Origin of the sequence: Streptomyces sp. NPDC050534, assembly GCF_044457745.1 — a bacterium.
Taxonomy (GTDB): domain Bacteria; phylum Actinomycetota; class Actinomycetes; order Streptomycetales; family Streptomycetaceae; genus Streptomyces.
The window spans coordinates 247,731-271,195 of the sequence record NZ_JBITHF010000003.1 but is presented as its reverse complement, the minus strand read 5'-3'; the positions used below and the strand labels follow the sequence as shown (position 1 = coordinate 271,195).

Sequence of the window (23,465 nt, the reverse complement as noted above, 5' to 3'; positions counted from 1 at the left end):
GAGGCGGGCGGTCCGGCCGGATGACCGGCAGGGAACTTGACGGCGCGTCACTTTGCCCAACTGACAGCTCGCCTACAGCCTCGCTCCCTACGGTGCCGTGTTCATGACAGAAACCACAGAGCCCGGGATCGGGCGCAGAACCGTACTGATCGCCACGGGCGCCACGGCCGCGACGCTCGCCGTCTCCGCCGCCGCACCGGAAGCCCCCGCGGCCGCCGCGACCGACGCGGCCCACGCCGAGCCCGCCGCCGCGGCGGCGGCCGTCTGCACCCTCACGAAGGAGATGACCGAAGGCCCCTACTACCTCGACGGAGCGCTCGTCCGCCCCGACGTCACCGAAGGCAAGGCGGGCATCCCCCTCCAGCTCGCCCTGACCGTCGTCGACGACGGCACCTGCGCCGCCATCGGAGACGCGCTGGTCGAGATCTGGCACTGCGACGCCCTCGGCGAGTACTCCGGCTACGTCGGCAACAACGGCCACAGCGAGCCGGACGACGGCACCTTCCTGCGCGGCGGCGTGCTCACCGACTCCGCCGGGGCCGCCGGTCTCACCACGATCTACCCGGGCTGGTACCGCGGCCGGTGCGTCCACATCCACGTCAAGGTGCACACCGGTGTCACGCCGACCTCCGACGGCTCGTTCGAGGGCGGCCAGGAGCTCCACACCGGACAGCTCTTCTTCGACGAGACGATCACGACCCAGGTCGCCAAGGTCTCGCCGTACTCGACCAACACGGTCCCCCGCACGACCCTCGCCCAGGACGGGATCTACGACGATGCAGGCGCCTCCTCCGGCCTGCTCACCCTGACCGCGCTGGGCAGCTCCCCCGCCGCCGGCTACCGCGCCGCTCTGACCCTGGGCGTCGACCGGTCCTGAGCCGGCACAGGACCGGGGTGGCCCGCGGTGCGCGCGGGCCACCCCTTCGCCGTGCGTCAGGAACTCGGACACTCCTTCCACGCCATGTGGTACACCGTGCTGATGTCACCGTCCGTCGAGTCCATGGTCATGAAGCTGACCTTGTCGGCGGAGGTGGAGCCGGCCGTCACCCGCAGCTCCGTGTTGATGTTGAAGTTGCGCTGAACTCCACAGGGCGCCCAGACCAGTTGGGCCCAGTCGGTGGAGTCGGTGGCCTGCCAGTTGTCGTCGTAGGGGCCGTTGAAGGGATGGGTCTTCTGCGCGGTGTTCGGTGAGCCCTGGAAGTAGTACGAGGCCTTCTGCGTGCCGCTCGCGCCGGACTGGAGCGAGGCGAAGCCCCGGTAGTCGGCGCTGGCGATCGCGTAGGTGAAGCCCTGTGGGACGTGCACGACCAGGTTGAGCTGGCAGTTTCTGCGGAACGCCGTGGGATCGGAGCCGCCGCCCGCCTGGGCGAGGTAGTCGCTGTAGGTGACCGTGAAGGCCGTGTTGTCCTCGGAGACGGCGACCGCGGTCGTGCCCTGCGGGCAGCCCGAGCCGTTCACCGTGGCGACCTTGATGATGATCTTGTCCGGGGGCGGGTCGTCGAACCCGCCCGAGGGGTTGTGCGCGGGTATCGCGGTGGTGAGCAGAGCGGCTACCGCTCCGCTCAGAAGGAGTCCACCAGCCATGGTCTCTCCGGCTTCTGTGAGTGGGGGGTGGCTCGCCCGCGGCCCATGGAGAACCGGTGAGGTTCCTGTGAAGACCGGAGGCGAACGCATCGTAGGGAAGCGCGCAACCGGTGGTCAGGGCGAACTCAGGCCATTCACAGTCGTGGATTTCACAGGGTGCCCGTGTGTGCGAACTCTGTTGAAAAGAGGCGCAGTTGATACCTAGGCGCCGACGGGCTGCCGCTCCTCGGCGGATTCGGGCGCGTGTGTCTTCTCCCGGCGGTGGGCGCGGACCGAGTGGGTCAGGGCGGCGGCCCACAGGGCGTAGAGGACGACGTACACGCATACGCTCGGCGCGCCCGACGCGGCGCCCGAGGCGTCCAGCAGAGTGCGGGCGTTGAGCAGCACGATGAGGCCGCCGACCGTCGAGCCGAGGATGCGCGGGGCGACGAAGCGGGCCAGCCAGGCGGCGACCGGGGCGATGACCATGCCGCCGAGGAGGAACGCGAGCACCCACGCCCAGTTCACCCCGTGCGAGCCGAGGGAGAACAGGAAGCCCAGACTCGCGGCGACGGCCACCAGCGCCTTGCTTGCGTCGACGGAGCCGATCACCTTGCGCGGTTCGAGACGCCCGCTGACCAGCAGGGCCGGGGTGCCGATCAGGCCCCAGCCGCCCCCGCCGGTCGCGCCGAGGAAGCCGGCGGCGAGGCCGACCGGGACGAGGAATCGTTTGCGGAGGGGGCGGCCGAGCTTGCCGCGCGGAACTCCGTGCACGGTGAAGTGGTATGTCACATACAGGCCGAGCGCGAGCAGGATCACCGCCATCACCGGCTCCGCCACCGCCGTCGACATCCCCGCCAGCAGGGTCGCCCCCACGAACGCCCCCGCCGCCCCCGGCACCCCGATCCGCGCCACGACCTTCCAGTCGACGTTCCCGAACCGCGCGTGCGAGACGCCGGACACCAGCCCCGTGCCTATCTGCGCGAAGTGGACGACGGCCGAGGCGGCGGCCGGGCTCGCGCCCAGGCCCAGCAGCAGCACGGTCGAGATCACCCCGTGCGCCATGCCGAGGCTGCCGTCCACGAGCTGGGCGCCCAGCCCCGCGAGGGCGAGCAGGATCAGCGTCTGCATAGGAGGTCCCGTCGTCTTCCGTCGTCCCGTTGATTCCCTGGTTTTCCCATCGGCCTAGTAGGAATCAACGCGGCCCGATGCCAGGACGTCAAGCTGAGGACACTCTGTGAGACGGCGGAGACGCCCAAGACGCCGGGACGGCGCACACAGCTGCCTACGGGTTCTCCCAGGCCGCCGGCTCCGCCGCCAGCTGCCGTACCGGGTCCGGGAGGGCGTCCGCCGCGATGTCGGCGACCGTGACGCCCTCCAGGATGCGGCGCACATTGGCCCGCAGGGCGATCCACAGGGGGAGCAGCGGCTGGGCGGAGCCGGTGTACTCCAGGCCCGTGGGGCGCTCGCCGCGGACGGAGACGATCGGGCCGTCGACGGCGCGGATGACGTCCGCGACCGTGATCTCGGAGGCGTCGCGCGCCAGCCGGTAGCCGCCGTTGCCGCCGCGCCGGCTGTCGACGACGCCGGCCCGCCGCAGGTCACCGAGGATGCCCTCGAGGAACTTGTGCGGAATGTCCTGAGCGGCGGCGATCGCCTCCGCCTTCACCGGTCCGCCGTCCTGCCGAACGGCGAGTTCAAGAACCGCCCGTACCGCGTAATCCGCCCGTGCCGAGATCCTCATACGACCATTGTGCTGGCTGGTGCCGTACACAATGACCTCGCACGCGCCGACCGACCGGCACGACGGGAGGCTCCCATGGGGCTCAGCAGACGTACCTTCAGCGCGCTCGCCGGCACCACGGCGCTCGGACTCGCGCTCGGCGGCAGCGCCGCGGCGAGTTGCGCCTACGCCGCACACACCGTCCCGACCGGGCCCGCTCCCGCCCCGCCCGGCGCGGACGGCAGGCGGCACACCATCGGTTACGACCGCTACTCGCTCCTCGTCGACGGCAGGCGCCTGGTCGTCTGGTCGGGCGAACTGCACCCCTGCCGGCTGCCGAGCCCGTCCCTGTGGCGGGACGTCCTGCAGAAGATGCGCGCCCACGGCTACAACACGGTCAGCATCTACGTGCCGTGGAACTACCACTCCCCCGCCCCCGGCCACTACGACTTCACGGGCGTCCGCGACCTGGACCTGTTCCTGCGCATGGCCGCCGAGACCGGTCTCTACGTCATCCTGCGTCCCGGCCCCTACTGCAACGCCGAGATCGACGGCGGCGGCTTCCCGGGCTGGCTGACCGCCACCGAGGGCATCGCCCGCACCGCCGACCCCACCTACCTGTCGCACGTCGACGAGTGGCTCTCCCAGGTGAACAGGATCGTCGCCCGGCACCTCCTCACCGACGGCGGAGGCACGGTCCTGCTCTACCAGATCGAGAACGAGTACGACTCCCACGTCACCGAGCCGGCCGGCCGCGACTACATGTCGCACCTGTACAAGAAGGTGCGCGCCGACGGCATCGACGTGCCCCTCTTCCACAACGACAAGGGCAGGAACGGCTACTGGATCCCCGGTTCGTTCGACACCGGCGGGGACGACGGCGGTTGGCTCTACGGTTTCGACGGCTACCCCTCGCCCTCGCTGACCCCGCCCGACTGGGGGCACTTCGGCATCGGCGGCCTCAAGGGCGGCGCGACGGCCAGCCCGCGCACCCCGGGCCTGATCCCGGAGTTCGGGGGAGGCTGGTTCGACCCGTGGGGCGGGGTCTGGTTCGGCAAGAAGGGGTATGCGGAGTCCCGGCGGCAGCGCGACGCGGCGTACGAGCGCCGCTTCTACCTCACCAATCTCGCCAACGGCATCACGCTGCACAGCGTCTACATGACCTTCGGCGGCACCTCCTGGGGCTGGCTGCCCGCGCCGGTCGTCTACACGTCGTACGACTACGGCGCGGCCATCGACGAGGGCCGGCAGCCCACGTCCAAGCTGATCCCCATGCACCAGATCGGCCAACTGCTGCGGTACGTACCCGACTTCGCCAAGCTGGACCGTGCCGCGGATGTCACGGCGGACGGGCTGAAGGTGTACCACCTGACCAACGCCGACACCGGCGCCCATGTCTATGTCGTGCGCAACGACGGTACGGCGCCGGTCACCACCACCCTCCCGGTCCCGGGGGCCGGCCTCCCCGTCGCCGTACCGCCGCAGGACGCGCGGCTGCTCGCCGCCGGGCTCCGGCTGGGGCGGCGCACGCTCAGGTACTCCAGCGCCCAGCCCATGCTGGCCCTCACCGCCGGCCGGCAGGACCTCGCCGTGCTCACCGGGCGCCCGGGCGAGGCGACGGTGACCGCGCTGGAGTGCGCGAGCAGGCCGTCGGTCACGGTGCTGGAGGGCGCGGCCGAGTGCTCGTACGCGGACGGCCTGTTGCGCGTCGAGGCCGAACTCGGCGGCCTGACAAGGGTTCTGGTGTCCGGTGGGGGTACCCCCACCCCTCTCCTGCTGCTCCTCGCCGACGACGAGACCTCCGTACGGCTGTGGCCCCGCGACACCCCGTCCGGCCCTGTGCTGGCGTACGGACCGGCACTGCTGCGGACCGCGGCGGTCGACGGGGCGGCGATCCACCTGACCGGGGACACCGTCCAGGCCACCGGGCTGGAGGTGTGGGGACCGCGTGGCGTCATTCAAGTCACCTGGAACGGGCGGCAGTTGACCGCGGGCACCACCACCTCGGGCAGTCTGCGCAGCACGCACCCGCTGGCCGGTGCCGACGCGGTCGCGCTGCCCGCCCTGCACGGCGGCTGGCGCCGGAGGACGGAGAACCCGGAGTCCGCGCCCGACTTCGACGACTCGGCGTGGAAGGCCGCCGACGCCACCACGTCGTACAGCACCACACCCGTCCCGGACGGGCAGCCCCTCCTCTTCGCCGACGACTACGGCTTCCACTACGGCGACGTCTGGTACCGCGGGCACTTCGCCGGTGCGAGCGGCGCGCGGTCCGTGTCACTCGCCTACAGCACCGGTACGCAGGGTCTGCTGATGGCGTGGCTGGACGGCCGGCCGCTGGGCACGCACCGGATGCCGGTGCCGGACAACAAGACTGTGCGGCAGGGTAGTTGGGCCGACACGGCGGTGTTCGACGTACCGGAGGCGCTGCGTACGGACGGCGCGCACGTACTGTCCGTCCTCGTCCGCCGGATGCAGCACGACCAGGACGGCAAGGCGCAGGACACGCACAAGGTGGCCCGCGGGCTGACGGGGGTCACCTTCGAGGGGGCCGCCCCGAAGGTGAGCTGGCGGCTGCAGGGAGAGGCGGCCCCCGATCCCGTTCGCGGGCCGCAGAACAACGGCGGTCTGTACGGCGAGCGGCAGGGCTGGCATCTGCCGGGGCACGCCGACGGCGACTGGCAGACGGTCCGGCTGCCGCGCGCGGACCGGCGGCAGGGCGTCACCTGGTACCGCACGAGCTTCCGCCTCGCCGTCGACGCTGCCACCGACGCCTCGATCGGCCTCACCCTCGACGACGACCCGACGCGCGCCTACCGCGTCCAGATCTTCCTCAACGGCTGGAACATGGGCCAGTACATCAACGACGTGGGCCCCCAGCACACCTTCGCCCTCCCCAACGGCATCCTCCGCGCCCGCGACCTGAACACCCTGGCCCTGGCGGTCCTGTCCGACGGCACCACACCCGCCGGGCCGTCGGAGGTACGGCTCGTGCTGCTGGGGGCGGCTGCGGGAGGGGTGCCGGTGACGCCCGTGTGACCGCCGCTACGCCAGCCGGATCACGTTCCACGACAGCGGTTCGAGCGTGGTGGTGAGGGTGCCGTCCGTGAGGGTGGTGCCCCCGGCCGTGCGGGGCTTGACGCGGTCGGGGTCCTCGAGGGTGTTGCGGGCGTCCGGGTCGGTGTCCGCGAGGACGCTGTGCTCGACGACCGACGTCAGGTCCAGGCCGGACAGGGCGACTTCGAGCGGGAGCGGCTCCGTGCGGCCGCGGTTGACGGCGAACACGGTGACGGTGCCGTCCGCCGCGCGCACGGCGGTGGCGTGCAGCAGGTCGGTCTCGCCGTACTTCTTCGTCTCGTACGTCGGGGAGTCGACCCGCACGTCCAGGACCTGGCCCAGGCCGTGCCGTGCGGCCTGGGCGAAGGGGAAGAAGGTCGTCTGGCGCCAGGCCGGGCCGCCGGGCTCGGTCATGATCGGGGCGATGACGTTGACGAGCTGGGCGAGACAGGCGACGGTGACGCGGTCCGCGTGCCGGAGCAGGGCGATGAGCAGCGAGCCGAAGACGACGGCGTCGGTGACGCTGTAGTTGTCCTCCAGCAGGCGCGGCGCCTCGGGCCAGTCGTGCTGCTCGAACGTCTTGGCGCGCGCCTCCCACTCGGGCAGGTACCAGACGTTCCACTCGTCGAAGGAGAGGTTGATCCGCTTCTTCGACTTCAGCCGCGCGCCCACGTGGTCGGCGGTCGCGACGACGTTCTCGATGAAGGACTCCATGTCGACGGCCGAGGCGAGGAAGGAGTCGATGTCGCCGTCCTCGGGCCAGTAGTAGGCGTGCAGGGAGACGTAGTCGACGAGGTCGTACGTCTCCTTGAGGACCGTCGCCTCCCACTCGGCGAAGGTCGGCATGGCCTGGCTGGAGGAGCCGCACGCGACCAGTTCCACGCCCGGGTCGGCCTGGCGCATCGCGCGGGCGGTCTCGGCGGCGACGCGGCCGTACTCCTCGGCCGTCTTGTGGCCGGTCTGCCAGGGGCCGTCCATCTCGTTGCCCAGGCACCACAGCCTGATGCCGAAGGGGTCCTTGTCGCCGTGGGAGACGCGGAGGTCCGAAAGGGCCGTGCCCTCGGGGTGGTTGGCGTACTCCTGGAGTTCCAGGGCCTCCGCGACGCCGCGCGTGCCCAGGTTGACCGCCATCATGGGCTCGGCCTGGGGGCCGATCCTGCGCAGGAAGGCGATGTACTCGGAGAGGCCGAAGCGGTTGGTCTCCGTCGAGTGCCAGGCGAGGTCGAGGCGGCGGGGGCGGTCCTCCGCGGGGCCCACGGAGTCCTCCCACTTGTAGCCCGAGACGAAGTTGCCGCCGGGGTAGCGGACCGCGGTGACGCCCAGTTCGCGGACGAGGTCCAGCACGTCCTGGCGCAGGCCGGCCTCGTCGGCGGTGGGGTGGTCCGGTTCGAAGATGCCGGTGTAGACGCAGCGGCCGAGGTGTTCGACGAAGGATCCGAAGAGACGGGGGTTGACCTCGCCGACGGTGAACGCGGGGTCGAGGGTGAAGCGGGCGCTGTGCATGGTCGCCTTTCGGGGTGGCTGGTTCTTGTTCGGTTGCGGCTGCGGGTCGTCGTGGGCTGGTCGCGCGGTTCCTCGCGCCCCTGTGGAGGCGCCTACTGGCCGGCCAGGCCCGTGTGGGCCACGCCTGCCACTATCTGGCGCTGGAAGAAGACGAAGACGATGATCAGGGGCAGGCCCGCCATGAGGCCGCCCGCCATGAGCTGGGCCCATTGGATGCCGTAGGAGTTCATCACGGTCGCGATGCCGTTCGGCATGGTCATCAGGTCGGGGTTGTTGGTCACCATGTACGGCCAGAGGAAGTTGTTCCACGAGCTGATGAAGGTGAAGATGCCGACCGCGGCGAGCGAGGGGCGCGACAGCGGCAGGATGATCGTGAAGAAGACCCGCCAGCGGCCCGCGCCGTCGATGAAGGCGGCCTCCTCCAGCTCGCGCGGGACGCCCTGGAAGAACTTGTAGAGGATGTAGACCATCGCGGCGGGCGCGCACTGCGGCAGGATCATGCCCCAGTACGTGTCGACCATCCCCATCTGCTGGACGGTGGTGAACAGGGGCACGCCGAGCACCGCCGGGGAGATCATCAGGCCCGCCATGACGACGCCCATGAGCACCGACTTGCCGCGGAACTCGGTGCGGGCGAAGCCGTAGCCGGCGAGGGCGCCGACCAGCACCACCACGGAAGTCACGCACACCGACACGACAAGGGAGTTGACGAGCCAGTTGGTGATGTTGCCGGTCTCGAACAAGGCCTTCCATGCCTGGCCGGTCCACACCTTCGGCAGCCAGTGCGGCGGTATCTCGGCCGCCTCGGTCTCGGACTTCAGCGAGGTGAACAGCGCCGCGGCGATGGGCGCCACGAACACGGCGGAGACGGCGAGCCCGATGAACGTGAGGACGATCTGGCCGGGCGTCCAGGGCTTGCGGGACTTGGTGCGTACGGTCGGACGGGTCGTCGCCTCGGCGGTGGTCATCGTCCGCCCTCCTCACGGTTGCGCAGCAGCCACATCCGCCCGAGGGCGACGACTGCGATGAGTACGAAGAAGATGACGGACATGGCGGAGGCGTAGCCCACGCGGTAGCTGGTGAAGCCCTGTTCGAGGGTGTACTGCACGAAGGCCCGGGTGCTGAGCTCCGGTCCGGGGCCGAAGTCCATCATCACTACGGCCTGGTCGAAGAGCTGCAGCGAGGCGAGGACCTGGAGCGCGAGCACCAGACCGGTGATGTGGCGCAGCAGCGGCAGCGTGATGTGGACCATGCGGTGCCAGGCGTTCGCGCCGTCCAGCTTCGCGGCCTCGTAGAGGTGGTCGGGGATGCCCTGGAGCGCGGCGAGGTAGAGCAGGAAGGAGAAGCCGACCGTCCACCACAGGGTCTCGATGACGATGGCGAGCATCGCGTACGACTTGTCGGTCAGCCAGGGCGTGTCGGTCCCGAGGACATGGTTGAACATGCCGATGCCCTGGGTGAACAGCCACTGGAAGAGGTTGGCCGCGACGGTCGACGGCAGCAGGAACGGCGCGAAGAAGCACAGCCGCCACAGCCATCTGCCGCGTTCGATGTTGTGCGCGAGCATCGCGAGCAGGAAGGCGAGCACGGTGATGCACGGCACCACGAGCAGCGTGAAGTACGCGCTGTGGCCGAGCGCGTCCCACATCGCCGAATCGCCCAGCGCCTCGCGGTAGTTGCCGAGTCCGACGAAGTGGGTGTCGTCGCCGGAGATGTTGGCGTCGGTGAGGCTGAGGTACACGCCGCGCAGCAGCGGCCAGATCACGAACAGGGTGAACAGGGCCAGGAACGGGGCGACGAACCAGCCCCCGTGCTGGAAGCCCTGCTTGCGGCGGACGGTCGCAACGGCTGCGGCGGTCTTCGTCCGCGCCGGTACGACGACGGTCTCGGCACTGGTCGTCATGCGGTCGCACCTCCCTGCGCGGCGGTCCTGCCGTCCATCGGGTTCTTCGTGGCGAGGAGCTTGCCGAGCTGCTTCTTCATCCGCTCCGCGGCCGCGGCGGGCTTGGCCGAGCCCATCGTCGAGGAGACGACGATCGGGCCGAGGTCCTGGGCGAGGATGCCGGTCGAGCCGGCGAACCACACCTTCGGCTCGGTGGCCTGGTGGTCCATGGCGGACACGTACTCGTGCTGCGGGGTGAGCTTCTTGTACGCGGCCGTGGACAGCGTCGGCGTGTAGGCGGGGATGTGGCCGCCGGCCGCCCACTGGAGGGCGTGCTTGACGACGTACGCCGCGAGTTCGTGCGCGCCCTCGTTGGCGGCGCCGCCGCGGCCCGCCTGGTGCGGCAGGACGAACGAGTGCGACTCGGCGTGGGTGGCCTGCCTGCCGAAGACCGGCGGCAGCGGGGTGGCGCCGTAGTCGACCTTGGCGCCGGAGAAGACCGGCACCGACCAGTTGCCCTCCCAGGTGAAGGGGGCGCCGTTGATGAACTGCTCGCCGGTCGGCGCGCCGGGGACGACGTAGCCGTCGGTGACGTGCTTGCGGAAGAACTCCAGGACCTCGGTGGCCTTGTCGACGTCGAACAGCACCTCGGTGTTGGCGTCGTTGAACCACTTGCCGCCGAGCTGGGTGTAGAAGGCGACGAAGAACCACCACTGGAAGTTCTGGTCGTTGGTCCACAGGCCGATGGTCTGCAGGCCCGCCTTCTGGACCTTCCTGGCCTTCTTCAGGACGTCGAACCACTCGGCGGTGGAGGTGACGGGGATCATCAGGCCGTCGTCGCCGAGCAGGCCCGCCTTCTTCAGCACGTCCCTGCGGTAGAAGCAGAGCTGGACGTGGATGTCGAGCGGCAGGGCGTACAGCGTGCCGTCGATGACGCCGCGTTGCCACAGCTCGGTGTTCCAGTCCTCCTCGCGCACGCCGTACTTGGCGAGCAGGTCCATGTCCCACGGGTCCAGCAGCCGTCCCGGCGAGAAGCCCGTGACCCGGCCCAGGTGCATGACGCCCAGGTCGGGGGCCCGGTTGCCGGCGGCCGCCATCGCGAGCTTGGTGTAGTACGGACTGCCCCACTGGAGGGTCGCGTCGCTCACGTCGATGCCGGGGTTGGCCTTTCGGAAGGCGTCCAGCATCGCGATCATGTTGGAGCCGTCGCCGCCGCTGAAGAGGTTCCAGTACCGCACCCGGGTGTCGGCTCCAGACGCGAGCGCGTCGGCGCCGGTGCCGAGTGCGGCGAAACCGAAGCTGCCGGCGACGGTGAGTCCGCCGACGGCCGCCAGTAGGTGCCTGCGACTCAGGTCAGGTCGTCCCATTGCCTGCCCTATCTGTTCGAGATCCCGTGCCCGTCCGGGATTCGACGATGACTCGATGACGTTCGGCATATCGAATTGCGCTCGTAACTTCGAACGGGACCGTAAGGAGTAAGCGCTTGCCAGTCAATGCTTTGGACATGACTTTCCGGCCAGGGAGATCGTTCCGGCTTCAATTTCCGGCGCAGGACCACCTGACGTGCACCGGACCGGCCGCGTAGTCTCGGACCGCCTGCTGAGCGGCGAGAGGCGTCGGAAGGGGGAACGGTGGACATCGCGGGCGCACGAAGGAAGGCGGCCCGGATCGCTGCAGGACTGCGGCGCTCGCGGAGAGTCTCCGGGATGCGGGAACTGACCGACGGACTGCGCGCCGCCGTCCGGGCGAGGCCTCAACTGCCGTCCGGCACACACGAGTTGTGCCGAGTGCTGTGCAAGGAGATGAGCGCGCTGCGCGGCGGACGGCCCGTAGAGCTGCGCTTCGAGCGCTTCCCCGACGAGATCGAAGTCACCGGTCTCTGGGTGGAGTTCCAGGACTTCGACCTGGTCATCGTCGAGGAGCGGGCCGAGGCGGTCCAGCAACTGGTCATCCTGGGCCACGAGTTGTGGCATCTGCACGCCGGGCACAGCCACCATCACGTGGCCGGGGCGGCGCTGGCCGGCCGGCGCGCGTGGACCGACGTGGCACTGTCCGTGGCGGCGCGCGACGGCTCCCGCGTGGCCGACGAGGCGGAGGCCGACGACTTCGGGCACCGGCTGGCCGCCGCGTTCCGGCCACTGCTGGCCGGGCGGGACGCGGACGCGCCGCTCGACCCCTTCCAGCGGTCCCTGGGCTACCGAGGGCGCAGGGGATCGGTGCGGTGACGACGGGCCCGGCACAGCTCGCCTGGTCCCCCGCGGGGTTCGTCAACGAGATCTACCCGTCGTTCTGGTGGATCCCTGCCGTCGTCCTGACCGCCGCCCTGGCCATCAAACTGCCCACCATCGTCCGGCTGTGGAGCGACCCGCTGCTGCGCGCCGTGGGCGGCGTCCTGCTGCTCGCCTGCGCGGTGTTCGTGTCCGTGGCGCCCTCGACGATCGCCCGGGTCAACCGGGTCACGGGCGTGCCGAACATCTCGGCGCCCTGGGTGTACTCGCTGCTGACCGCGTTCTGCGGCTCCTGCCTGCTGCTGATCATCGCCTGGCGCAACGGCCTGGGCGACCGTTCCGCGTCGGCCGTGCGCGCCGTGCGCTGGGTGGTCGCGGGGTCCCTCGGGGTGATCGTCGCGCTGTGGGCGCTGTTCGCGCTCGCGGACGCGCCGGTGGAACGGCTGCGCGATCTGGACACGTACTACGCCAACACGCCGTACATGCGCGAGATGATCCTGCTCTACCTGCTCGCGCAGACCGTGGCGACCGTGATCACCTCGGGCCTGATCTGGAACTGGGTCCGCACCGACGGGCTCGACGCGTGGCTGCGCTGGGGCCTCAAGTTCCTCGGCGTCGGCTACGCCGCGCAGCTCTCCTTCTACGCGGCCAAACTCCCCGCGGTGGTGGCCCGTTGGTTCGGCCGGGACCTGGACTGGCTGAGCACGGGCGTGGCGCCGCCCCTCGCCTGCCTCTCCGCCATCCTGATCGCGATCGGCTTCATCCTGCCGCACGCCGGCCAGTACCTGCACGAACGCTGGCGCGTCCGCCTGGCCCACCACAGGCTGCGCCCGCTCTACGTCCTCATGCGCACCGTCGACGGCGGCGGCGTCTCCTTCGTCCTGCGCGCCACCCCGGAGCTGCGGCTCATCCGCCGGGAGACGTTCATCCGCGACGTCCTGCTCCCGCTGGCCCGGCACATCGACGAGGACCGTCGCCGCCGGACGTACGAGACCGCGCTCGCCCTCGGCCACGCCCCGGACCACGCCAAGGCGCTCGCGTCCGCCGCCGCGATCCAGGACGCCGTGGAGACCCGGCGCCGTTCACCGCAGACCGAGCCCGGCCACGACCCGGACACGACGGATCTGCTCCGCGACATCACCACGGTGTCCCGCGCGTTGCGGCGGGTGGAGGAACTGGCGCTGGTGCGGGGGCGGTTGGCGGCGGACGGCGAGGTGGGGCGGGAGCACGGGGACGCTCCCGCCCTTCCCTGAGCCGGGGTTCAGCCCGCGAACGCCGGCTGGGGCAGGCCCTTTCCGGCGCCGGGGACGACCAGCAGGGAACCGGCCGTCGGGTGGGGCCGGTCGAGACCCACGCGGGCCGTCGTGATGTACAGGTCCGTCAGGTCCTTGCCGCCGAAGGCGCAGGCCGTGACGAGACGTGTCGGCAGTTCGATCACGCGGTCGAGTTCGCCGTCGGGGGTGTAGCGCCGTACCGCACCGCCGTCCCACAGGGCGACCCACACGCAGCCGTCGGCGTCGACCGTCAGCCCGTCGGGGAAGCCGGCGCCCTCCTCGATCTCGGCGAACCGGCGCCGGTCCACGACGCGGCCGTCCTCGTGATGGAAGACGTCGACCTCGCGGGTCGGCGAGTCGATGTAGTACATCAGCCGGCCGTCGGGGCTCCAGCCGGTGCCGTTGCTCACGGCGACGTCGTCGAGGACGGTCACGGTGGAGCCGTCGCCGGTGATCCGGGACAGTGTGCCGCCGCCCGGCGCCTCGTCGTAGCGCATGGTGCCGGCCCAGAGGGAGCCGTCGGGGGCGACGGCGGCGTCGTTGCCGCGGCGGCCGGGGACGGGATCGTGGTGCAGCCAGCGGAAGGTGCCGTCGGGGTCGACGAGCCCGACCCCGTCCCGCAGGTTCAGCACGAGCCCGCCGCCGGCCCGCGGCTTGGCGGCGCCGACGTGCTGCTCGGTGGTGCGGACGCCGCGGCGCCCGGAACCGGGCTCGTAGGTGTGCACGCGCGAGCCGAGGATGTCCACCCAGATCAGCCGTTCGCGGGCGGCGTCCCAGGTGGGTCCCTCCCCCAGCGTCGCCTCGGCCTGTACCGCGACCTCGTACCGGTATGTCATGCCACGCTCCGGTGACCGAGTCGCTCCGACAGCTCGACGGCACCCTTCGCGGCGAGTTGCTCCAGCTCGGACCGGCGCTCGTCGCTCCAGCGGATCATGGGGACGGAGATGGAGAGGGCGGCGACGACCTGACCGGTACGGTCCCGCACCGGCGCGGCCACGCAGCTGACGTCCGGGTTGGACTCGCGGCTCTCGACCGCGATCCCGCGCTGCCGGATCTCGTTGAGGGCCTCGCGCAGGGCGGACGGTTCGGTGATGCTGTTGGGTGTCATCGCGACGAGTTCGGCGTCGTCCGGGATGCGCGAGGTGAGCTCCGGCTCCGGAAGGGAGGCCAGCAGCATCTTGCCGACGGAGGTGCAGTGCGCCGGGAGCCGGCGCCCCGCGGCCGACACCATACGCACCGCATGGGTGGAGTCCACCTTGGCGATGTAGATGACGTCGGTGCCCTCCAGGATGGCCACGTGCACGGTCTCGTCGCAGGTCTCGGCGACGGACCGGGCGACCTGCTGGCCCTCGGCGGCCAGGTCCAGCTGCTCGGCGTACCGGCTGCCGAGCTGGTAGGGCCGCACCCCGAGCCGGTAGCGTCCCGGCTGCCCGGGCACCTGCACGATGTACGACCGGGCGGCGAGCGTGGTCACCAGCTCGTGCACGGTGGTGCGCGGCAGCTGCAGCTTGCGCACTATGTCGGGGGCGGAGAGCGTCCCGTCCCCGTCGAGGAAGAGCTCGAGAATGTCGAGAGCCCGGGTCACGGCAGGTACGAGGCGTCCCACGACCGGTCCCCTCTCTTGTTGTCTGAGGCGTCTGTGTTCGATATTTCAACAGACGATCGGCATGACGAACACAGGCTAGTCATAGAGCGTTTGCCCCGGCAATGGTTCTGCGCAGACCGCCTCACCCCCTGTGGTACTACTGTCCCCCATGTGCGACACGTCACATGATGTCGTGCACGGGACAGCCGCGGCGGGAGGGGTCGCAGGCGTCCCGGGTTTGTGATTGGGGGGTTCCATTGCATGAAATGATCAAGGGCTCGAACGTATCTCTGGCGGCCCTGAGCGAGAACGCGGGTTCTGTGGTCGTCGGCCTTGGCTGGGTGAGCCAGAGCGGCGAGGGCGATGCGGATGTGTCCGTTTTACTGCTGGACGCGAGCGGCAAGGTACGCAGCGACACGGACTTCTACTTCTACAACAACCCCGTGGCCGCCGACGGAAGCGTACAGCTGCTGGGCAAGACGCCCACGGAGGACGGCAACGAGGACCGGATCGGCTTCGACCTGACGGCGGTTCCTGACGACGTCGACCGGATCGTCGTGGCGGCCAGCCGCTACGAGGGAGCCCGGTTCGGTGAGCTGGAGGGCCTGAACGTGACGCTGGCCGACGCGGCCGGTGAACACCTGCTGCGCTTCTCGATCGACGACGCCGGTTCGGTGAGCGCGATCATCTTCGGCGAGCTGTACCGGCGCGCGCACGAGTGGAAGTTCCGCGCCGTGGGTCAGGGTTACGACTCCGGACTGGCCGGTCTTGCCTCGGACTTCGGCGTCGACATCGACGACGACGCGACCGATGCGCAGACGCAGGCGCTGTCGGGCGACGAAGAGGCGGCCCCGGTCGCACCGGTTCCGCAACCCGGTCCGCAGGAAGCGCTCGAGGCGATCCCCGCTCCACGACAGCCCGAGGACGACGCCGAGGCAGGGCTGAAGAAGCCGCCCGCGCGGCCTCGCACGGCCAAGAAGAAGGTCACCCTGCCCAAGGCTGCCAGGAAGTCGCTGGCGGAGAACGAGTCCTGGCGTCAGGCCAGGCTGTTCCCGGTCTCGGTCCTCAAAAACGATCACGACCGCGAGATGCGCGCCACCTCGGTGCTGCTGTCGGTGATGGCGCAGGTGCCGGAGTTCGGCAGGCGGCTCACGGCGGCGTTCGGAGCACCGGCGGGCCGTATGGAGACCTTCACCGAAGTCTCCCTGCCGCACGGCGACACGCCTCGCCGCCCCGACGGAGTCATCCGCGTCGAGCGCGCCGGCAAGCTGTGGACGGCGCTGGTCGAGACGAAGACCAACGGCAACGCCCTCAAGCCGGACCAGGTACAGGCCTACATGGACATCGCCGCACGCCGCGGCTACGAGGCCGTCATCACCCTGTCGAACGACGTGGCCCTGGAGGGCAGCCCGCTCGTCGAGGTCAAGATCGACGGCCGGCGCAAGCACAAGGTCGCGCTCCGGCACCTGTCCTGGGCCGAAGTCGTTTATCAGGCACAGATGTTGATCCGGCACGAGGGTGTCGGAAACGCGGCGCACGCCTGGCTGCTGCACGAGTTGCTGCACTATCTGCAGCACGAGAACTCCGGTTGCCACGGCTTCCAGAACATGGGCGCGGCCTGGGTGCCCGTACGCAACGGCATCGACGACGAGACCCTGTGCCAGGGTGACTCGCGTGCTCTCGAAGTGGTCCAGAGCTGGGAGCGTTTGATCCGCCAGGTGTGTCTCGGACTGGGCGGAGAACTCGGGCAGAAGGTGCTGCCCGTCCAACGGACCAAGCGCGGAACGGATCCCGGGGAACGACGGGCCCGGCTGGCCGACTCGCTCTGCACCGACGGCAGGCTGCATGCGGAACTCCGCATCGAGGGCACGCCGGGTCTGCTCGCCGTCACCGCCGACCTTCGGACGGGCAAGCTGCGTACGTCCTTCGAGATCCCGGCGCCGGATCAGGGCTATCCCCTGACCTGGGCCAAGCGCCTGATCCGTCGGCTGGACGAAGCACCTGCCGACCTCCATGTGGAAACCCTTGTCGAGGGTGAGACGGGTGGTCCTCGCGGCACCCTGGAACGCCTCCGCCCGGAGCCGGCCGACCTGCTCCCGAAAGACACCGCCACCCGGATCACCGGTTTCCGCCTCTCCCTTTTCAAGGGAATGGGCAATGGCCGCGGCAACGCCGAAACCGGCTTCATCCGCAGCGTCGACGGCGCGGTGCAGCGCTTCTACGAGTCGGTGGTGATCCACCTCGACGGGGCGGCGTCCCGGCGGACTTCGGCGAAGGAGCGCACCGTCACGGGATGAGAAAAACGTCCGCGTGCGGTCTTACGGCTCTCCGTCAATATACGGGCGCACTTGCGGCGCACTGGGGCATCGGCCGATGCACGCCATGCATCGGCCACCACACCCGTGGCGTTTGAAAACGCTTGAAGCCGTTGCCGGCTGGTCTCATGTTCATCAGGGTTTCAAGCAGTTCGTCTGCGGCCCTCGTGTAACGAAGGCGGAATACACGCGTCCCGAAATGCACCGTTTCCCTGATCACCGTCACGGGCATTCACCTCACGCCCGACAGGGGGCGTCAAAGGGGGGCTGCCGTAATGATGGAGCGATTCAGGCAGTTCATCGCTACGACGGGCGCGATCCTGGCGGCTTGTCTGGGATGCGCGTTCGTCAGCGTGTTACTCGTTCAGATACCCGCGCTGCAGAGTGACAGCAGCAGCAATGCCGGACAAGCTTTCGGCGCGGCATCCGCGGCGAGCACCACAGCAGCACTGTTTTACATGGCGCGCACGATGCGGATGCAGAAGAAGGAATCGGAACTGCAACGTCTGGCACTGCAGTCGCAGTTGGAGGCGCTGGAAGAGCAGTGTGATGTCGCGGGACTCTCCCGAAGCGAACTCCACCGCACCTCGGAGGCCCTGATCCGTGGACTCCACATGTCCATATTGAAGATGGCCATGGACGACCCTGAGCTCGCCGCTACATGGCCATCCTTCGAACAGGACGAGTCGACCTCGAGCAACCGCCAGCGCCTGTACATGAATCAGGTGCTGGGGCTTCAACTGCTGGCTTTCGAGATGGGGTACGAAGAGCGTCATATCGAGGCGACGCTGCGGAATCTCTTCACCAACCCGCTGTGGTGCGAATTCTGGGAGAAACGACGTCTCGACCGCGCACAGAACATACCTCCGGGCACCGTTGAAGGGGAGTTCTCGCGCATAGCCGAACGAGCCTACGCCGCGGCAGTCACTGCCATACCTCTCCGCAGAAACGGATAGTCACGATTCGGGAATGTCCGACCGGGCATCGACGAGTACCTCGCGGGGCAGGACGACCACACGCTCGCCGGGGCCGACCCCCGCATCGCTCGGCAACAGGCCGCGGATCTCCTCCGTCATCTCCAGGCCGATGACCGCGAAACGCCCATCACTAAGTTCGAACACATCGGGACAATTCGAATCTGAGAGGCAGCCACGCGCCTGGGGCGCCTTGCCGAGACGGCGATTTACCTGCAATTGGGGGCACTCCGGGAAATTTGAGATGGGTGAGCGCGGCGAGACTACCCCATCCGGAGATGCTCCATATTCACTTGGGTCGGTCGCGCTCCGTGTTGCACCATATGGCTTCCCTTTCGCCCAGAGCATGCAACACCCTGTACGCGTGGGCGACATCAGCGAGACCCAAAGCGACGCACCCGTCCTGGTGACCGGAGGCAGTGGCTTCGTAGGGAGTCATCTTGTGCTGCGGCTGCTGGAGCGGGGGTGGCGGGTGAGGGCCACCGTTCGTGGCAGCGGCGACGGCGTGAAGTTGAAGCCCCTCTTGGAGCTGCAGGACCGCTTTCCCGGGCAGCTCGATCTGTTCGAAGCCGATCTTCTGGTGGACGGGGCGTTCGACGAGGCGATGAAGGGGTGTGAGGTCGTTTTTCATGTGGCCTCGCCCTTTCTCATGCCGGAGAAGATCAAGGACGGGCAGCGGGATGTCGTCGAGCCCGCGCTCCTCGGGACGCGGAACGTGGTCGGGAGCGTGGAGCGGACGCCCGGTGTGCGGAGGTTCGTGTTCACCTCGACCGTGGGGGCCGTCTTCGGCGACTACTCCGACGTGCTGGAGATGGAGGGGCAGGTGTTGCGGGAGTGCTACTTCAACACCACCAGCACCGTCGACAACAACCCGTACCACTACGCCAAGACCGTCGCGGAGCGGGCCGCCTGGGAGGTCGCGGAGGGGCAGGGGCGGTGGCGCATGGTCGCCGTGAATGCCGGGCTCGTGCTCGGGCCCTCCCTCACGCCCGCCTCACAGTCGGGCAGCCTGTTCCTGCTCGACGAGCTCTTCAAGGGCTACTTCTTCTACGGCGCCCCCGACTTCAGCTTCACCACGGTCGACGTCCGGGATCTGGCCGACGCCCACATCGCCGCGGCCGAGCGGCCGGACGCGCGGGGGCGGTACATCGTCGCCGCGGAACGGATGACCTCCTTCCATGAGATGGCACGCGCCATCAGGGCGCGGTACCCCAGGGATCTGCGGCTGCCGCGAACCCGCCTTCCACACTGGCCCGTTCGCGTCCTCGGCCCCGCCTTCGGGCTGACCCAGGACTACATCCGCAAGCACCTCGGCATCAGGTTCGCGGTGGACAACAGCCGCGGCGTGCGCGAACTGGGCATCAGCTACCGGCCCGTGGAGGAAACCCTGCTGGACCATTACGAAGCCTGGCGGGCGCAGCGGCGGCGGTCCGGTCGCTGAACACCCGCCGCCGTAGGAGTCACCGGCGCCCCGACTCCCCCAGCACCCCCCTCAACCGCTGTGCCCTCAGCACCAGTTCCAGCTCGAAGCGGCGGTCGGGGTCGTCGATCTCGTCGCCCCACAGCTCGCGGATCTGCCGCAGGCGGTAGCGGACCGTCTGCGGGTGGACGCCCAGCCGGGCGGCCACCTCCGGCGCCCCGCCCCGCGTCTCCAGCCACGCCAGCAGCGTCTCCGCGAGCCGGCGCCCGTGCGTCGGCCCGCAGTGGGTCAGCGGCGCGAGGCACCGCAGCGCCAGGTCGTCGATCAGCTCCTCGGGCTGCAGCAGCACCAGCGCCTCGGTGTGCTCCGTGCAGTACAGGACGTCTCCCGCAGGGAGCAGCTTGCGTTGCATCAGGCTTACGGCCGCCTCGGCCCAGCGCAGCGACTTCGCCGCGTCGGACAGCGGTACGGGCGGTCCGATCGCCCCGGACCAGCCGGTCAGCGCCCGGTGCAGTAATTCGGGCCGGCCTGCCGCGTCCGGTTCGGGGACGACCATGCGGGGCTGCTCGTACTCCATGTCGAGCAGCACCTCCTGTCCGACGGCGGGCGCGACCGCCTCCCGGGCCGGACGCAGCAGCACACCGACCGCGACCTTGCGCGGCAGCGGCCAGCCGACCCGCGCGGCCCGCTCGGTCAGCGCGTCGGCCGGATCGCCCCGGTGGTGCTCGGCCAGCAGCAGTTCCAGCAGCCGGCGCTGCAGCCGCAGCCGCTCGCCGGCCTGCCGGGCGGCCGCCTCGGCGTAGCCCCGTACGGACTGGTCGACCAGGCCGTCCAGATACTCGTAACCCGCGTCGACGAGTTCGTACATCGCGGGCGGCGGGATCTCGACGCGCTGGCCGATCTCGGCGAAACGGCGCCAGGCCAGGCGGACGCCCATCCGGTAGATCGCCTGGAGCGAGTCCAGGGACCGGCCGTGCAGGCCCTCGCCCCGCCCGAACTCCTGGAAGACACCCGGCGGGACCGAGGGACGGCCCTCCGACTGCTCCAGGTGCTGGACGAAGACCTCGATGGCGCGCCGGATGCCGACGAGGGCCATCGGCTCGCCCGACTCGTCGAGGACGACGGGCAGATGGGGGTACTCGCGGCGGATCTCGCTCAGGATCTCCTCGGCGAGCGAGGGTGCCTCCGCCATGGCGATCGCGGCGAAGCGGCGGACCTGGAGACGGGGGACGTCGTGCCAGGCCGAGCGGGTCGTGACGGCCGGGGAGCGGGCGGGCGTCACCGTCAACTCCCCTGCTGGGCATGCTCGTAGGTGATCAAGGGGGTGTTGGGCTGGTCGGGGGTCGCCTGGAGCAGCGCGACGATACCGAGGGCCGCGCCCACGGCGAGGGCCGCGGCGGCCACCACGGTGAGTGCGGCGGCGAGCAGTCTGGACATCGCGGGTCAGCCTCTCTGTCCGAAAGGTCGTGCCCACCCGGCGGTCCCACCCTGCCTGTCGAGCCAGTTTCGACAAGCATTGACACCACGTCAAGAGGCGCCTACGGTCTCCGGCCACATGGAGCGGCCCGAACTGGAGACATCCACCCCCCTGGAGTCCGGATGCGCCGTACAGCCTCCCCTCTTTCGCTGATCCTTCTGGGACTCGGCACGTTTCTGCTGGTCCTGGCGCCGATGCTGGTCTGGTACGTCGAGCCTCGGGCCGCCGTGAACCCGATCGACATCGACACCACGGCCGTCTACCAAGGCACCGGCAGCTACTTCGACACCGACGCGATCGAGACCCTGCACGACAAGCGGATCACGGTCACCCAGCAGGTGCGCGGCAACGTCAAGGACAGCGAGAAGAGCGGGCGGGCGGTGTGGGACGTGACGACGACGGTCGACACCGACAAGTCGCTGCCGGCCGCCGATCCGCACGACGCGCTGGAGTTCTTCCTGAACCGGTGGGTGACCGACCGGCACACCAACAGGCCGGTGCACTGCTGCAAGGAGAACCCGTACTTCGAGGGCGACTCCTATCTGAAGTTCCCCTTCGACGTGCACAAACGCTCCTACACCTGGTGGGACAACTCCCTCGGCGACACGGTTGTGCTGCACTACGCGGGCACCAGGAAGGTCCAGGGCTACCGGGGTTACCGCTTCACCGGCTCCGTCTCACCGACGAAGATCGGCACGCGGCTGGTGCCGGGGACGATCGTCGGGCAGAAGAGCAAGCCGCAGGTGCTGGCCGAGGAGTGGTACTCCAACCACGGCGTCCAGCTCGTCGTCGACCAGCGCACCGGCCGGGTGCTCTACGCCCAGGTCGGCCCGCGCCGCACGCTGCGCGCGCCGGGCTCCAGGAAGGACGCGGTCGTGCTGCTGGACAGCCAGAAGCTGGCGTTCACCACAGCGACGCAGAAGGACCAGGTGAAGCAGGCCAAGAAGGAGAGCGGGCAGCTGCGCATGGTGGGACAGACGTTGCCCATCGGCGCCGCTGTGGCCGGATTCGTCCTGGCGGTAGTAGGTGCGGTTTTGTTGGTACGAGGGCGGGAAAGTCGGAATCGGCGCGATACGAGCGGAACTTCACCGGCTCAGCTCACGAAGTGACATGACGTCAGTTCTAATAAAGCCGCAAATTGTCATCCCGGTGAGTAGCCGTGGCGAACGGGTGGGCGAAAACTGTCCAACCCCACCCGAGCACAAGCTGTCCACACGGCCCGCCCATGAAGAGCTCAGTCCCCCCACAGCAAGTCCAAAAACTACCGCTGAGTTCCGCACCCTGAGACGAGTTGGAGCACCCATGCCCCAGCACGTGCCTTCCCCTCTGCGCGCCGGTCACCTCTGGGCGTCGCAGCACCGTCCGGCGCACCCCCCACAACCGCGCCGAATCGTTTTCCTCGCCCACCGAGATCTGGACAATCCGGCCGCCGGCGGCTCCGAGCTGCTGGTCGACCGGCTGGCCGAAGGGCTGACCGCCCTCGGTCACCAGGTGACGCTGATCTGCGGCGGTCCCGCGGCATTCCGGGACTACCGGGTCGTGTCGGCCGGCGGGGAGTTCGGCCACTACCTGCGCGCGCGCTCCGCCTTCGCCCGTCAGGTCGGCGAGACCGATCTGCTGGTCGAGGTCTGCAACGGAATGCCGTATCTGGCACCTCTCTGGCACCGGGGCCCCACCCTGTGCCTGGTCAACCACGTCCACTCCGACCTGTGGAAGATGCGCTTCGGCGGGCCCCTGCTGCCCGCCGCACGGCTCGGCCGAAGACTCGAGCAGTGGGCGCTGACCGGCGCCCAGCACCGGAGCCTGCTGGTCGCCGTCTCCCCCTCGACGGCGCATGCCCTGCGGGGGATCGGCGTCTCGCGGGACCGTATCCGCGTCGTGCACAACGGCGTGGAGGAGCCGGGACCGCGCGCCGACCGTTCACCGGAGCCGCTGTTCGTGGCCATCGGCAGACTCGTCGAGTACAAGCGGATCGATCTGCTGCTACGGCTCTGGGAGCGGGTGCGGCCGGTCACCGGCGGCCGGCTGGTCATCGTGGGCGACGGGCCCGAACGGGCGAGGCTGGAGCAGCTGGCCGGGCCGGGCGTCGAGTTCGCGGGACACGTCTCCGAGGCGGAGAAGCACCGGCTGCTCTGTGCGGCGTGGTTGCTGCTGCATCCGTCCGCCGTGGAGGGGTGGGGTCTCGTCGTCACCGAGGCGGCCGCCCGGGAGACACCGACGATCGCCTTCGACGTGCCCGGGCTGCGGGATTCCGTCGTCGACGGGGAGACGGGCGTGCTCGCGCACGGGGAGTCCTCCTTCGCGGCGGCCTGGTGCACGCTGGCCCTCTCCGGGCGGCGGCGCGAAGCCATGGGCAAGGCTGCCCGTGATCGTGCGGCGCGTTATCGCTGGCATCGGACGGTGAGACAGTTCCGTGCGGTTGCTTCCGAGGCGGTGAGGGGCTGGGGGCCGTGACGCCTAAGCG

21 protein-coding genes are annotated in these 23,465 nt (G+C 69.7%); 9 read left to right on the top strand and 12 right to left on the bottom strand.

The features are described from left to right. Positions 1 to 103 precede the first annotated feature (103 nt). Complete coding sequence (locus tag ACIBN2_RS12200; protein WP_399134225.1) at positions 104 to 877, top strand: intradiol ring-cleavage dioxygenase; 774 nt, start codon at positions 104 to 106, stop codon at positions 875 to 877. A 56-nt stretch (positions 878 to 933) separates the two neighbouring features. Here the strand turns inward: ACIBN2_RS12200 and ACIBN2_RS12195 are convergent, their stop codons facing one another. From ACIBN2_RS12195 to ACIBN2_RS12185, 3 genes are all read right to left on the bottom strand, one after another. Next, positions 934 to 1,584, bottom strand: coding sequence for a DUF4360 domain-containing protein (locus ACIBN2_RS12195; protein WP_399134224.1), 651 nt, complete (start codon positions 1,582 to 1,584; stop codon positions 934 to 936). Positions 1,585 to 1,785: 201 nt separating this feature from the next. Beyond that, positions 1,786 to 2,694, bottom strand: coding sequence for a sulfite exporter TauE/SafE family protein (locus tag ACIBN2_RS12190; protein WP_399134223.1), 909 nt, complete (start codon positions 2,692 to 2,694; stop codon positions 1,786 to 1,788). Between the two features lie 154 nt (positions 2,695 to 2,848). Beyond that, positions 2,849 to 3,307, bottom strand: a complete 459-nt coding sequence (locus tag ACIBN2_RS12185; RefSeq protein ID WP_399134222.1) for an RrF2 family transcriptional regulator — start codon at positions 3,305 to 3,307, stop codon at positions 2,849 to 2,851. A gap of 75 nt (positions 3,308 to 3,382) precedes the next feature. On the opposite strand from ACIBN2_RS12185, the gene ACIBN2_RS12180 reads away from it, so the two are divergent. Beyond that, a complete protein-coding gene (locus ACIBN2_RS12180; protein WP_399134221.1) occupies positions 3,383 to 6,325 on the top strand; it encodes a beta-galactosidase in 2,943 nt (980 codons plus the stop codon). Between the two features lie 6 nt (positions 6,326 to 6,331). Here ACIBN2_RS12180 and ACIBN2_RS12175 read toward each other — a convergent pair whose 3' ends face one another. The 4 genes from ACIBN2_RS12175 to ACIBN2_RS12160 all read right to left on the bottom strand — a co-directional run bounded on the left by ACIBN2_RS12175 (position 6,332) and on the right by ACIBN2_RS12160 (position 11,095). Next, entirely contained in the window at positions 6,332 to 7,846 is a 1,515-nt protein-coding gene (locus ACIBN2_RS12175) for an alpha-N-arabinofuranosidase (protein ID WP_399134219.1), read from the bottom strand. Positions 7,847 to 7,938: 92 nt separating this feature from the next. Further along, positions 7,939 to 8,814, bottom strand: coding sequence for a carbohydrate ABC transporter permease (locus ACIBN2_RS12170; protein ID WP_399134218.1), 876 nt, complete (start codon positions 8,812 to 8,814; stop codon positions 7,939 to 7,941). Beyond that, complete coding sequence (locus ACIBN2_RS12165) at positions 8,811 to 9,749, bottom strand: carbohydrate ABC transporter permease (RefSeq protein WP_399134217.1); 939 nt, start codon at positions 9,747 to 9,749, stop codon at positions 8,811 to 8,813. The genes ACIBN2_RS12170 and ACIBN2_RS12165 overlap by 4 nt, the downstream gene beginning before the upstream one ends. Next, positions 9,746 to 11,095, bottom strand: coding sequence for an extracellular solute-binding protein (locus ACIBN2_RS12160; RefSeq protein WP_399134216.1), 1,350 nt, complete (start codon positions 11,093 to 11,095; stop codon positions 9,746 to 9,748). The genes ACIBN2_RS12165 and ACIBN2_RS12160 overlap by 4 nt, the downstream gene beginning before the upstream one ends. A gap of 264 nt (positions 11,096 to 11,359) precedes the next feature. Between ACIBN2_RS12160 and ACIBN2_RS12155 the strand changes: the two genes are divergently transcribed. Together ACIBN2_RS12155 and ACIBN2_RS12150 are read left to right on the top strand one after the other, a co-directional pair. Continuing rightward, entirely contained in the window at positions 11,360 to 11,953 is a 594-nt protein-coding gene (locus ACIBN2_RS12155; RefSeq protein WP_399134215.1) for a toxin-antitoxin system, toxin component family protein, read from the top strand. Continuing rightward, positions 11,941 to 13,209, top strand: coding sequence for a DUF6545 domain-containing protein (locus tag ACIBN2_RS12150; protein WP_399134632.1), 1,269 nt, complete (start codon positions 11,941 to 11,943; stop codon positions 13,207 to 13,209). Before ACIBN2_RS12155 ends, ACIBN2_RS12150 begins: the two co-directional genes overlap by 13 nt. An 8-nt stretch (positions 13,210 to 13,217) precedes the next feature. Here ACIBN2_RS12150 and ACIBN2_RS12145 read toward each other — a convergent pair whose 3' ends face one another. Both ACIBN2_RS12145 and ACIBN2_RS12140 read right to left on the bottom strand, forming a co-directional pair. Continuing rightward, positions 13,218 to 14,066 (bottom strand): SMP-30/gluconolactonase/LRE family protein, encoded by an 849-nt coding sequence (locus ACIBN2_RS12145; protein ID WP_399134214.1) that lies wholly within the window; start codon positions 14,064 to 14,066, stop codon positions 13,218 to 13,220. Continuing rightward, complete coding sequence (locus tag ACIBN2_RS12140; RefSeq protein ID WP_399134213.1) at positions 14,063 to 14,836, bottom strand: IclR family transcriptional regulator; 774 nt, start codon at positions 14,834 to 14,836, stop codon at positions 14,063 to 14,065. Before ACIBN2_RS12140 ends, ACIBN2_RS12145 begins: the two co-directional genes overlap by 4 nt. Before the next feature lie 245 nt (positions 14,837 to 15,081). Here ACIBN2_RS12140 and ACIBN2_RS12135 point away from each other — a divergent pair, with 245 nt between their 5' ends. Together ACIBN2_RS12135 and ACIBN2_RS12130 are read left to right on the top strand one after the other, a co-directional pair. Beyond that, a complete protein-coding gene (locus tag ACIBN2_RS12135) occupies positions 15,082 to 17,112 on the top strand; it encodes a TerD family protein (protein ID WP_399134212.1) in 2,031 nt (676 codons plus the stop codon). A 293-nt stretch (positions 17,113 to 17,405) separates the two neighbouring features. Next, positions 17,406 to 18,086 (top strand): DUF6082 family protein, encoded by a 681-nt coding sequence (locus ACIBN2_RS12130; RefSeq protein WP_399134211.1) that lies wholly within the window; start codon positions 17,406 to 17,408, stop codon positions 18,084 to 18,086. On the opposite strand, the gene ACIBN2_RS12125 is transcribed toward ACIBN2_RS12130, so the two are convergent. Further along, the gene (locus ACIBN2_RS12125) at positions 18,087 to 18,251 is read right to left on the bottom strand and encodes a hypothetical protein (protein WP_399134210.1); all 165 of its coding nucleotides are present in this window, start codon (positions 18,249 to 18,251) and stop codon (positions 18,087 to 18,089) included. Between the two features lie 217 nt (positions 18,252 to 18,468). Here ACIBN2_RS12125 and ACIBN2_RS12120 point away from each other — a divergent pair, with 217 nt between their 5' ends. Then, positions 18,469 to 19,545 carry an NAD-dependent epimerase/dehydratase family protein gene (locus ACIBN2_RS12120; protein WP_399134209.1) on the top strand — a complete coding sequence of 359 codons (1,077 nt, stop codon included), beginning with the start codon at positions 18,469 to 18,471 and terminating at the stop codon, positions 19,543 to 19,545. A gap of 19 nt (positions 19,546 to 19,564) precedes the next feature. Here the strand turns inward: ACIBN2_RS12120 and ACIBN2_RS12115 are convergent, their stop codons facing one another. Beyond that, positions 19,565 to 20,806, bottom strand: coding sequence for a helix-turn-helix domain-containing protein (locus ACIBN2_RS12115; protein ID WP_399134208.1), 1,242 nt, complete (start codon positions 20,804 to 20,806; stop codon positions 19,565 to 19,567). A 2-nt stretch (positions 20,807 to 20,808) separates the two neighbouring features. Continuing rightward, positions 20,809 to 20,961, bottom strand: coding sequence for a hypothetical protein (locus ACIBN2_RS12110; RefSeq protein WP_399134207.1), 153 nt, complete (start codon positions 20,959 to 20,961; stop codon positions 20,809 to 20,811). 162 nt (positions 20,962 to 21,123) lie between these two features. Here ACIBN2_RS12110 and ACIBN2_RS12105 point away from each other — a divergent pair, with 162 nt between their 5' ends. Further along, positions 21,124 to 22,110, top strand: a complete 987-nt coding sequence (locus ACIBN2_RS12105; RefSeq protein ID WP_399134206.1) for a DUF3068 domain-containing protein — start codon at positions 21,124 to 21,126, stop codon at positions 22,108 to 22,110. 193 nt (positions 22,111 to 22,303) lie between these two features. After that, positions 22,304 to 23,455 carry a glycosyltransferase family 4 protein gene (locus ACIBN2_RS12100; RefSeq protein ID WP_399134205.1) on the top strand — a complete coding sequence of 384 codons (1,152 nt, stop codon included), beginning with the start codon at positions 22,304 to 22,306 and terminating at the stop codon, positions 23,453 to 23,455. Positions 23,456 to 23,465: the final 10 nt, after the last annotated feature.

What these genes read in the sequence shown, in the direction of transcription:
- ACIBN2_RS12185 (WP_399134222.1), bottom strand. Translation starts at nt 3,307, where the DNA reads ATGAGGATCTCGGCACGGGCGGATTACGCGGTACGGGCGGTTCTTGAA.
- ACIBN2_RS12145 (WP_399134214.1), bottom strand. Translation starts at nt 14,066, where the DNA reads ATGACATACCGGTACGAGGTCGCGGTACAGGCCGAGGCGACGCTGGGG.
- ACIBN2_RS12105 (WP_399134206.1), top strand. Translation starts at nt 21,124, where the DNA reads ATGCGCCGTACAGCCTCCCCTCTTTCGCTGATCCTTCTGGGACTCGGC.
- ACIBN2_RS12175 (WP_399134219.1), bottom strand. Translation starts at nt 7,846, where the DNA reads ATGCACAGCGCCCGCTTCACCCTCGACCCCGCGTTCACCGTCGGCGAG.
- ACIBN2_RS12195 (WP_399134224.1), bottom strand. Translation starts at nt 1,584, where the DNA reads ATGGCTGGTGGACTCCTTCTGAGCGGAGCGGTAGCCGCTCTGCTCACC.
- ACIBN2_RS12130 (WP_399134211.1), top strand. Translation starts at nt 17,406, where the DNA reads ATGATGGAGCGATTCAGGCAGTTCATCGCTACGACGGGCGCGATCCTG.
- ACIBN2_RS12100 (WP_399134205.1), top strand. Translation starts at nt 22,304, where the DNA reads ATGCCCCAGCACGTGCCTTCCCCTCTGCGCGCCGGTCACCTCTGGGCG.
- ACIBN2_RS12180 (WP_399134221.1), top strand. Translation starts at nt 3,383, where the DNA reads ATGGGGCTCAGCAGACGTACCTTCAGCGCGCTCGCCGGCACCACGGCG.
- ACIBN2_RS12190 (WP_399134223.1), bottom strand. Translation starts at nt 2,694, where the DNA reads ATGCAGACGCTGATCCTGCTCGCCCTCGCGGGGCTGGGCGCCCAGCTC.
- ACIBN2_RS12165 (WP_399134217.1), bottom strand. Translation starts at nt 9,749, where the DNA reads ATGACGACCAGTGCCGAGACCGTCGTCGTACCGGCGCGGACGAAGACC.
- ACIBN2_RS12160 (WP_399134216.1), bottom strand. Translation starts at nt 11,095, where the DNA reads ATGGGACGACCTGACCTGAGTCGCAGGCACCTACTGGCGGCCGTCGGC.
- ACIBN2_RS12200 (WP_399134225.1), top strand. Translation starts at nt 104, where the DNA reads ATGACAGAAACCACAGAGCCCGGGATCGGGCGCAGAACCGTACTGATC.
- ACIBN2_RS12135 (WP_399134212.1), top strand. Translation starts at nt 15,082, where the DNA reads ATGATCAAGGGCTCGAACGTATCTCTGGCGGCCCTGAGCGAGAACGCG.
- ACIBN2_RS12170 (WP_399134218.1), bottom strand. Translation starts at nt 8,814, where the DNA reads ATGACCACCGCCGAGGCGACGACCCGTCCGACCGTACGCACCAAGTCC.
- ACIBN2_RS12110 (WP_399134207.1), bottom strand. Translation starts at nt 20,961, where the DNA reads ATGTCCAGACTGCTCGCCGCCGCACTCACCGTGGTGGCCGCCGCGGCC.